Origin of the sequence: Synechococcus sp. R5-15, from assembly GCF_047462035.1 — a bacterium.
GTDB lineage: Bacteria > Cyanobacteriota > Cyanobacteriia > Thermostichales > Thermostichaceae > Thermostichus.
In genome coordinates, this window is record NZ_JANSIK010000132.1 from 1 (window position 1) to 9000 (window position 9000).

11 protein-coding genes are annotated in these 9000 nt (G+C 58.3%); 3 read left to right on the top strand and 8 right to left on the bottom strand.

Annotated features, from left to right (window positions below):
• Window positions 1-70: 70 nt before the first annotated feature.
• A complete protein-coding gene (locus NW839_RS11155; protein WP_414351673.1) occupies window positions 71-250 on the bottom strand; it encodes a hypothetical protein in 180 nt (59 codons plus the stop codon).
• Window positions 251-317: 67 nt separating this feature from the next.
• Between NW839_RS11155 and NW839_RS11160 the strand changes: the two genes are divergently transcribed.
• The gene (locus tag NW839_RS11160) at window positions 318-1013 is read left to right on the top strand and encodes a hypothetical protein (protein ID WP_414351671.1); all 696 of its coding nucleotides are present in this window, start codon (window positions 318-320) and stop codon (window positions 1011-1013) included.
• Between the two features lie 141 nt (window positions 1014-1154).
• On the opposite strand, the gene NW839_RS11165 is transcribed toward NW839_RS11160, so the two are convergent.
• The 7 genes from NW839_RS11165 to NW839_RS11195 form a co-directional block, all read right to left on the bottom strand.
• Complete coding sequence (locus NW839_RS11165) at window positions 1155-2456, bottom strand: class I SAM-dependent methyltransferase (protein ID WP_414351668.1); 1302 nt, start codon at window positions 2454-2456, stop codon at window positions 1155-1157.
• Window positions 2457-2486: 30 nt separating this feature from the next.
• Window positions 2487-3599 carry a glycosyl transferase gene (locus tag NW839_RS11170; RefSeq protein WP_414351666.1) on the bottom strand — a complete coding sequence of 371 codons (1113 nt, stop codon included), beginning with the start codon at window positions 3597-3599 and terminating at the stop codon, window positions 2487-2489.
• Window positions 3600-3705: 106 nt separating this feature from the next.
• Window positions 3706-4605, bottom strand: coding sequence for a DMT family transporter (locus tag NW839_RS11175; protein ID WP_414351663.1), 900 nt, complete (start codon window positions 4603-4605; stop codon window positions 3706-3708).
• Window positions 4605-4970 carry a hypothetical protein gene (locus NW839_RS11180; protein ID WP_011432431.1) on the bottom strand — a complete coding sequence of 122 codons (366 nt, stop codon included), beginning with the start codon at window positions 4968-4970 and terminating at the stop codon, window positions 4605-4607. The genes NW839_RS11175 and NW839_RS11180 overlap by 1 nt, the downstream gene beginning before the upstream one ends.
• A gap of 60 nt (window positions 4971-5030) precedes the next feature.
• Window positions 5031-5312 (bottom strand): hypothetical protein, encoded by a 282-nt coding sequence (locus NW839_RS11185; RefSeq protein WP_011432432.1) that lies wholly within the window; start codon window positions 5310-5312, stop codon window positions 5031-5033.
• A 114-nt stretch (window positions 5313-5426) separates the two neighbouring features.
• Entirely contained in the window at window positions 5427-6440 is a 1014-nt protein-coding gene (locus tag NW839_RS11190) for a leishmanolysin-related zinc metalloendopeptidase (protein WP_414380657.1), read from the bottom strand.
• Window positions 6441-6649: 209 nt separating this feature from the next.
• The gene (locus tag NW839_RS11195) at window positions 6650-7120 is read right to left on the bottom strand and encodes a hypothetical protein (RefSeq protein WP_414331929.1); all 471 of its coding nucleotides are present in this window, start codon (window positions 7118-7120) and stop codon (window positions 6650-6652) included.
• Window positions 7121-7710: 590 nt separating this feature from the next.
• Here NW839_RS11195 and NW839_RS11200 point away from each other — a divergent pair.
• Both NW839_RS11200 and NW839_RS11205 read left to right on the top strand, forming a co-directional pair.
• Entirely contained in the window at window positions 7711-8679 is a 969-nt protein-coding gene (locus NW839_RS11200) for an isopenicillin N synthase family dioxygenase (protein WP_414351658.1), read from the top strand.
• A gap of 18 nt (window positions 8680-8697) precedes the next feature.
• A complete protein-coding gene (locus NW839_RS11205; protein ID WP_414351656.1) occupies window positions 8698-8964 on the top strand; it encodes a hypothetical protein in 267 nt (88 codons plus the stop codon).
• Window positions 8965-9000: the final 36 nt, after the last annotated feature.

A 9000-nucleotide genomic window follows, 5' to 3' on the forward strand; every position in this document is an offset into this window, starting at 1 on the left:
GTAATCCGTACTGAACATATTATACATTATTTTCAGTATAGTTGAGCTTATTATTGACTAGAGTCATGCTTCACACCGAATCATCACTGCTTAACGAAAACTTCTGCTGGCGCTCCGCCGCCGACCCTTGGGATCCCCTGTTGAGGGCACGCCATTCCTGGCTAGACTGTTCCAGAGTGAGCAGGAAAGGAGTTCGGGCTGCCGCCACCTGCCGGAGAGTTGAAGAGGCTTGAATGAGAACCCCAGCCATCACTTGCTCTTGCCCGCCGCAGCTTAATTTTCCTCCTCAGCGCTGGCTGTGGAGTTGCTTGGGAGCCATGGCCATAACGGCTCTCACGGCTGTTGCCGCTTGGGCGCGGCCAGTGCTGGAAGTACGCATGACCCTGGGTTTGCCCATCAGCCCCAACTACTGGTACATGGTAGCTCTCAGCCAGGCCGGCAGCCCTGGCCCTACCGCCAACTTGGTGGATCCCAACGTCCGTGTGGGGCCCAACGAGTACACCTTTGTGCGGGACTGGGATTACCTCATTCGGGTTACCCCCCTCAACGAAGAGTCAGTCTTGCAGGCCACCATCCAGCGATTTGGAGAGCCGGAACGGGAGTTTGCCGTTGGCTTTAACCAGGTACGGGTTAATCGCCTTACCCGTGACCGCGATACCCTCAATTTCCAGATCGATATATCCGAGCTGCAGGGCCTTGATGGGCGAGACCAAGATATCCAGGTGGCTCTGCTCACCGCCCGTGCCCCCTTCCGCGTAGCCCCTGAAGAGACCAATCTGGCCATTGATGCCACCCGGGGGGATCTGCCCAATTTCTATCGCCTCAGCCTGTCCAATCAGCGGCAGGTGGTTGTGGACGACCCCCAGCGACAGGAGACGGTGCGCCGCAGCCGCGAATTGATCCAACAAAGTGGCTCCGGGGCTGCCCTCACTCGCGACCTCATTGAGGGCGGGGCTTTGGAGATTTTGGCTGCCAACATCCTCACCTTCGAGCTGCGCCTGGTGGATCGCTAGAGAGGGATCTCTTCCCATCTGACATCTGCCCAAGACCGTTCTTGCAGCCCGGCAGAGCCTCAATCCCTCAATAGTCGTTCCAAGTTGCCGTGAACCGGCCCATTGGCTTCCCTCTACCCTTGGGAGAAAGGCTCGGGGATCTCAAGCGATTGGAAAAACTCCTTCTCCTGGAACGGGTGCAGGATCCAACATCACAAACAAAAACGACTCCAGCCCCGCCAGGTAGGTGAGCACCTCCTCCTGGGCCGCTTCCAGCTCTAACGTGTTGACCTGGGCCGCTTGCTCAATCAAGGCTTTCACTGCCGTTGGCCCCTGCAACAGGGATCCCAGCCAGGCCATCTGAGGAGCTGGAATGGTTAGGCGCCCATAGCTGGATCCCGGCCAATTCATAGCAAACTCCAGCTTTTTCTCGTGAGCTTTGGCGAAGTTTTGGCGAAATTCGACGTTGTCGGCCAGGATGGGGTTGAGCTGCACTCTGCCCCCCAGCCAATCGGCGTCGCTCCAGGGCAAGACCAAGGAAGAGCCGGGGTGTTCCGCCCAAAAGTCAATGAGGCGATGGTTGGGGTAGATCAGCTCATAAAAGTGATTTTGATCCGCAGGCGAGAGCTTGTCCAACTCAGCTTGCAACCAGGGGGGCATGGCCCTCTCCTTGAACAAAAGCGCCGGATCCCAGTCGGCATAGTCCACCAGACAAACCAGGCCCAGCTCAGCTTCCTCGAGCATGCGCATCAGGTCGGGGATCAGGAAGCCCTTGTCTCCTGGCAAGAGGTAGTTGGCCCGGATGTTGGTGTCGTCTTTGTAGATCTCAGGGTTCCAGCGCAAGGCAGCTCGCAGTTCGTCCGAGGCCAAACTGGCCATGAATTCCCGTACCCGCTGACAGGCCTCAGGAGTGGGTAGATCAAACAGCCCCAGCAGCCGAAACGCCTCTTGTAGGCGAAAGATCACCTCCCGCTGGTAGGCGTGGTGCAGGTTGGCCCGCAGGATCCCGTCAGGTTTGAGAACCCGCTTGAGGGCTTTTAGCCCCGCCACCGGATCGTCCAGCAGATAGAGCACATCGTTAAGGCTGATGAAGTCAAATTCCAACCCCAACTGTTCGATATCCAACAGGTCGAGAACATACAACTCCACCTCTCCGAAACCGTGGTAGCGCAAGCGTCGCTCCGTCACCCGTACCGACTCTGCCGACAGGTCGCACACCACCAGCCGCGCCCCCGGATTGGCCTCCGCCAAGATCAACGTTTCCCAGCCCGAGCCGCAGCCGGCATTCAAAATGAGAGCGCCTTCGCTGGGCACAATGGCGCGGGTGCGGGCGTATTGGGCGGTGGTCAAACTTAGGCGGTACAACCCGTCAATGGCGTTGCGGCCCGAGGCCTCAATCGCCACATTGGGGTAGGGCAATTCTTCGTACAGTTGCCGCAGAGATTCTGTCGAGCTGCTGGCCATGGGATCCGCTGCAGGAAGCTGCCCTTTATGCTACCCGGCATCCCTTCCCCGCAGGAATGCCTCTAAGGCAGCAGCCAGGGTTTCATTCCCCTGCAGATCCAATCCATCCGGCCTCTGGGGTGGGTGGGCGGGATCCCGCAAAAAGTCCCAGGATCCTTGAAAAAACTCCTCTGGGGAGAGGATGCGATGCCAGCCGTAGCGCTGCAGACCCTCAACCAGCAACGGCGACTCGGCAAACCCAGAGCGGGTAACACAGGCCATAGGTGTGCGGCTGCGCAGGGCCTCCGCCAAAGTGCCATAGCCCGGCTTGGACACCACCCAGCGGCAGAGGGGCATCACATCCACCGGTCGCCACACCCGCCCATCCAAAACCCGCAAGTTGGGCAAGGGGGGAGCTTCCGGATCAAAGGTGAGAAACTGCCAGTCGGGAAAATCTTGGAGCCGCTCGTAAGGAAACCCCCGTACCCCCAGCCCGCCAAAGGTGAACAAAGCCCTGGGTTGATCCGGGTGTAACCCCAACTGGGCGGCGACCTCTTCTGGTGGGTAGCGGGGATCCGATCCCGTCAGCCCCACCTCCTGCTGACGCGGAAAAGCGCTAGTGCTCCGCACCGCTGACGCGACCATGCTCTCGCTAAAGGGCAGGCGAAACAGAAGGTCACATTGCCCATAGAGCTCCCGAACCCAGGCCACAAACGGTTGAAACTCCGGGCCATACTCCTGATAGATGAAATCCCAGCCAAAATTACTGGCCATCCAGCAAGGGATCCCAGCAGCCTGGGCAATCGCCGCAGCAATGGGCGGCACATCCGCCAACACCAAAGGCACCCCCTGGGCTCGAATGAAATCCGCTTCTTCTCGAACAAGCTCCGCAGCGCTGGCTTTAAACGCCTTGAGGGCAGCCAACGTAGCCGGCAGATCCGCTTGCAGCCCATCCGGCTGCACCACCCCCACATCCAACGCCCGCGGCCGATGGAGAAACTTCCCCTCCACGTAACGCTCCAGGAGCCAGCGGGGAGCCGGCGTAACAAAGATGGGCAGAACATGGGGATCCCGCTGCAGCAAAGCATTCACGACCGCCGCCAGACGGGTAACGTGCCCAAACCCGTGAGCTGTTGCCGCCACATACAGAGGAACGGGATTCATTGTGCTCTGCACCGCTAACGCGATAGGACTCCGTCCCGCTAACGCGATAGGACTCCGTCCCGCTAACGCGATAGGACTCCGTCCCGCTGGCGCGAACGCAACCGCCTCAGGACAGAACAGGATCCGCGGGGGGCTTTTCCCTATGGGATCCCCACAGGTTACTCGCCAAGATCAAGCCCAGGCCCACCACAGATCCCAGCGCAATCCTCTCGCCCAACAGCACCGCAATCAACCCCAACGACAAAAAGGGCGTCACATACACCCAGTTGGCCAGGGATCCCCGATGGCCCGCCAACTCCAGAGCCCGCAGCCAAAATACAAAAGTCAGGCCCATCTCCGCCAGACCAATGTAAGCCGCCCAACCCAGCCCCGCAACTGTCCAAGAGACCTCCTGAAACGGCAGCAGTAGCAGGCCATAGAGGCTGCCGAAGAGAAACCCCATAAACAGCTTCAGCACCGCATCTCGCCCATCCCGCACATTGAGCAGCCAGTAGAGCGCCCAGATTCCAGAGCTGCCCACCGCCAGCAGGACCCCCCAGGGATCCTCCACCTGCAAGGTGCCCCAGGATCCCCCCGTAGCCACCAGCACCACTCCCAGCAGGCTCACCCCCAAGGCCAACACCAGCCGCCAACGGAAGCGCTCTCCCAGCAGCGGCACCGCCAGAAGAGCCAGCACCAGCGGCCAAGTGTAATTCAGAGCCATCGCCGCCTGAGCCGACAGGCGTTCATAAGCCTGGAACAACACCCCATAGTAGCCGAAGGGGTTGAGCAGCCCCTGAAGAGCCGATAGGCGGACTTGGGATCCCTTCTGCCTGCCGATCAACCTCGCCCGCCCTGTAACCACCAAAACGATCCCCAGGATCAGGCAAGAGCTAAAGGCCGAAAAAATCAGCAGAACCGTCGGCGACAGGTACCGCAACCCAAACTTAAAAGCGCTGGCAGCCGTGGCCCAGCCCAAGATGGCCGCCGCCAAGTAAACATAGGCTCGCCAGGGATCCCTGCCCATCAAAAGCTGTCGAGATGGTGCTCCGCACCGCTACCGCCGTCCTCTGGCTTCGACTTAGCTCCGGTGGGAAGGCCCAGCCGCGGTGCCACCACCCAGGCGTAGAGCAGGTAGCCCAACCCCGCCACCACCGCCCACCTGAGAACAGTGCCGAAAACCCGGAAGAACAGCCCAACCAGAAGAATACAGCCCAGAATGGCGAAGACCGTCACCAGTGGACGCCCCCAAGTCTCAATCCAAGCTCGAACGGCACTTTTCCCCCGAGACGCAACGGATGTTCCCGACTCCCGAGAGGCTGCAGCCGCCTGCTCCAGTTCACGCTCAAGCTGTTTCAGCCGTTCTTGTTCTGAGAAAGAGAGATCGGACATAGAGAGCAGTCTCCAGCGGTGTCACCTCCATCTTACGAGCTGCTCCCGAAGATGGGCAGACTAAGCCCGCGCCGAAGGGATCTCCTGAACCATAGCCCGGAACACATCCAAAGCCGGGCCAGGGCGACGGTTAGGACGCGGAGCCGAGATCTCATTGGGCACAAAAGGCTTCTCCACCACCACCTTGGGCTTGTTGGCAGGAGCAGTTGCTGTAGCCGCAGGAGCAGAGCTGGGAGAAGCCGGTGCAGAACGAAAAGGCCCGGTAACAAAATCCACCAAGCCGCCGAAGAGAATGCCGAAAAAGGAGAACAGGCCGCCGAAAAGCTTCTTGAGGATACCCATGGCTCATTGCAAAGAAATGAGGTGAGAGATTGTCGAAGTTGTGAAGTTGTACAACTTGACCTTCATTATTGTTAAGAAGCAGCATCTTGGCCATGAGTAGATATACTCCTTTTCTTAGGCCTGGGGATCCCCCACCCGCCTGCCCTCGGCGTCAAATCGCTGTAGGGGTAGGGTCAACTCCAGCTCTTGCAGCTCCAAAGGTTGAGAGACCCCCCTGCCGCGCCCCAAAGCAAAGCCATCCGCCGCTGCCGGGTTCACGTCATAGCCGATATCTGCCATTGCTTCGACGGTGAGAATGCTTAAGGGGTTGGCTACCCCCCGGTCGATGCGGCTGGTCATCAGCTCGCGGCCCAAGACATTCTCCCGCCAATGGGAATCTCGGGATCCCTCCCCAAACTGGTTCTCCAAGGGCACAGAGGGCGCGTTTCCTCCCAGCCTAGTGAAGGCGCTGACTGCCCTGGGGCCGATGAAGCGGGGATCGTAGCCAGGGGGCGTAGGCTGATCCCGTCCCACCAAGCCCACCGTTAGCCCCTTGGGATCCCAGACGATGGGCAAGAAGCCCAAGGCATGGCCCAACTCGTGCAGGGCAGTAATGGGCAGATCCCCTCGCTCTTCCAAAGCCGATAGGTTTTGGCTGTTGAACAAAATGACGGAGTAGAAAGGCAGACCGTTAGAGGCCCGTACAAAACAGGGAGCAGCTCCCCCCAAAATTCGCTCGTCGCCGAGATTTCTGGCCCGCACCTCCACCAGCAGATCGTCGATGGGGAAATTGAGTGGCGTGCTGGGAAACCCTCGATCGCATTCGTCGGCCCGAATGGTGGTGGGGGGCAGATCCGGCTGGTCACCAACGATGATCTGTTGCCAGCGCAGAGCGGCATTGCGGATGATCGACTGCTGGGTGGGGGTGAGACTGTTGTCGGGAAAGCGAACGTCAATGGTGAACTGGGAAGCAGGCGCAGTCGTTGGCGAGGGCAAAGGGGCAGGAATGACAGTCGGAGTAGGGGTGAGAACGACAGTTGGAGTAGAGGTGGGAATGACGGTTGGAATGGGAGTGGGAATGACACCTACAGAAGAGGAACCACCACTTCCGCCGCAAGCCTTGAGCACCAGTACCAGAAGCACAGCCACCAGGGATCCAAGCAGACGCAGACCCCACACTCTGCCCAAAAGCAGTCGCTGCCTTGAATTCACACCACCTCCCAAAAAGCCCCATGACCCAAGTGGATCATACCGGCTGCAACCATCCTCCCGAGCATGATTTGCGTCACACCGCACCGGTCAACTTCAAGGCCAGGAAGAGATGGGTTTGGAGGTCTATATTTTCAGGTCAGGATCTCTCAATCTGAGGAGTCGGAAGAGTTTTCCTCTTCTATGCCCCAGCCCGCAGCCAAAACATCCACCGCTGCCCGCAGCGCCTGGTTATCCCCCAAGAGCTCCTCGGGATCCGAGCGCGGCTCCACCAGGGGAACCAAGCGCAGAATACGTCCGTCCTGAACCAAGTCGATAACCACGCCCGGCTGCTCCTTGCCCAGGTTGGCAATCTCTTCTTCGGAAGCGGGATCCCGCAGACAGGCATAGTCAAAGCTGTTCACATTTAAGTAGAGGCTACGGTTTACCACCAGTGTGGCAGCAGTGGGATCCTGAAAAACATCCACCACGCAGCCTTCCCCTTGCTTCCGCACTGAGCCATCGACGATATCGAAGTAGCGAACACGGGCCAAATCGGATAGGAGTCGGTAAATATCCCGCTTGTTCACCAAAGTTCCCGTATTCACAATACAGGGGGCACAGGGATGAGTGTCTGTCATAGAGCAGTCGGTCTCGAAAGGTCAACAGATTGAGAGTAGGCAAAAGGAAAGCAACATCAACAGTGTCTGCAAACCATCTCCAGAAACATTAATCCTCGGCAATTCTAGGCGCGGTTATGGTTGACAAGCAACAGAGACCCCAACTTAATCCCTAACTTCACAAAAACTTTAATCGGCTAAAGAGGGAAGAAGTAGCCTGCCCTGCCTTACCAAGTTAAGCCACTGCAACAACAGAACAACTCCCTCCATTTCGCCTACCCAGCGCTCAAACTGCTCTTGGGGAAAACTCAGTCATAACTTTGCTTTTATCGACTCTATCACAGCCTTCCCGAAAAGGGCACAGGTCACTACTAATCACTACTAAGGTGCAATCTCCAGGCAAAGGCAACAGAGGTTTGGCAGGGTTTTACCTACATCTTGTGGGAAGGTGAATAGCCGAGCGGCTTTAGACTCTAGATATCGCAGATGGGCCCCGAACAGATCATCTTCGGTTCAAACCTCTCCCCTTGTCCCCCTAGGAAGGATAGCATAGGACACCAAGCCCGCTGCCTAGAAATAGCGTTGACTCTTCGCCGGAGACGACTTTTGCCGTGGTAACCACTCCCCAACGCCAGACCCTGCCGGTTGTCGATTTCGCCGCCTTTCAGAAAGGAACGGCAGGTGAGCGGGAGCAGTTTGTCCGCCAGGTGGGGGAAGCGCTGCAACAGATTGGCTTTTTTGCCTTGGTTAACCATGGCCTATCGCCGGAATTGATCCGGGAAGCCTATGAGGTGGCAGAAGCGGTTTTTCTTTTGCCAGAGCCGACCAAGAGAGCCTATGAGGATCCGGCCCTGCTGGGGCAACGAGGGTACACCCACTTCGGCAAAGAACATGCCAAAAATCACCCCTACCCTGACTTGAAAGAGTTTTGGCACATCGGGCGCGAAGGGGATCCCCACCTTCCTGCCAACATCTGGCCTCGGGAGGTGCCCCAATTTCGCAGGGTGATGGTAGAGCTGTTCGCCCAACTGGAAACCTGTGCCCAGGGCCTGTTGCAGGCGGTCTCTCTGTATCTGGGGGAGCCTGCCGAATACTTGCCCAAAGCGGCGGAAGGAGGAGCCAATCTCTTGCGGGTGATTCACTATCCGCCGATCCCTGCTGAAGCCCCTCCCCAGAGTTTACGAGCTGCAGCCCATGAAGACATCAACTTGATTACGCTCTTGTGTGAAGCCACCGCACCAGGTCTAGAGCTTCTGCAACGAGATGGATCTTGGCTGCCCATTTCGGCCCTCCCTGGTCAGATCATTGTCGATGCCGGGGATATGCTGCAAAACCTCACCAATGGCCTGTTGCGCAGCACCACCCATCGGGTGACCAACCCCGACAACCCTCAAGAATGCCGCTTTTCCATTCCCTTCTTTGTGCATCCGCGGCCAGAGGTGGATCTCACGCCCTTGCCGACTTGTGTGGCCCGCACCGGCGGGATCCCTCGGTTCCCTTCCCTGACTGCCGGAGAATACTTGGCCCAGCGGTTGAGGGAAATTGGCCTGGCTGAGGCAGGATCCCCGCCCCAGCATTGATCCCAACTGGGGGTCTCTATGTTTCGGATCCCAGCCCTGCCCTACGAGTATGAAGTTCCCAGCCTGTCTCAGTTGGCCCTGGTGATCATCGATATGCAGCGAGATTTCCTGGAGCCGGGCGGCTTTGGGGAAATGTTGGGCAATGATGTCACCCAACTGGGATCCATTGTGCCCACCCTGGAGGAACTGCTGGACTTCTGTCGTCAGCTAGAAATCGCAGGAGCCCCGCACTGTACCCGTAGGGTCAGTGCCGGGAGGAATGCGGAAGTTACGATAGAACCATGACCCAAGTCCTGACCGTCTCCTGCAAGCTCAAGGTGT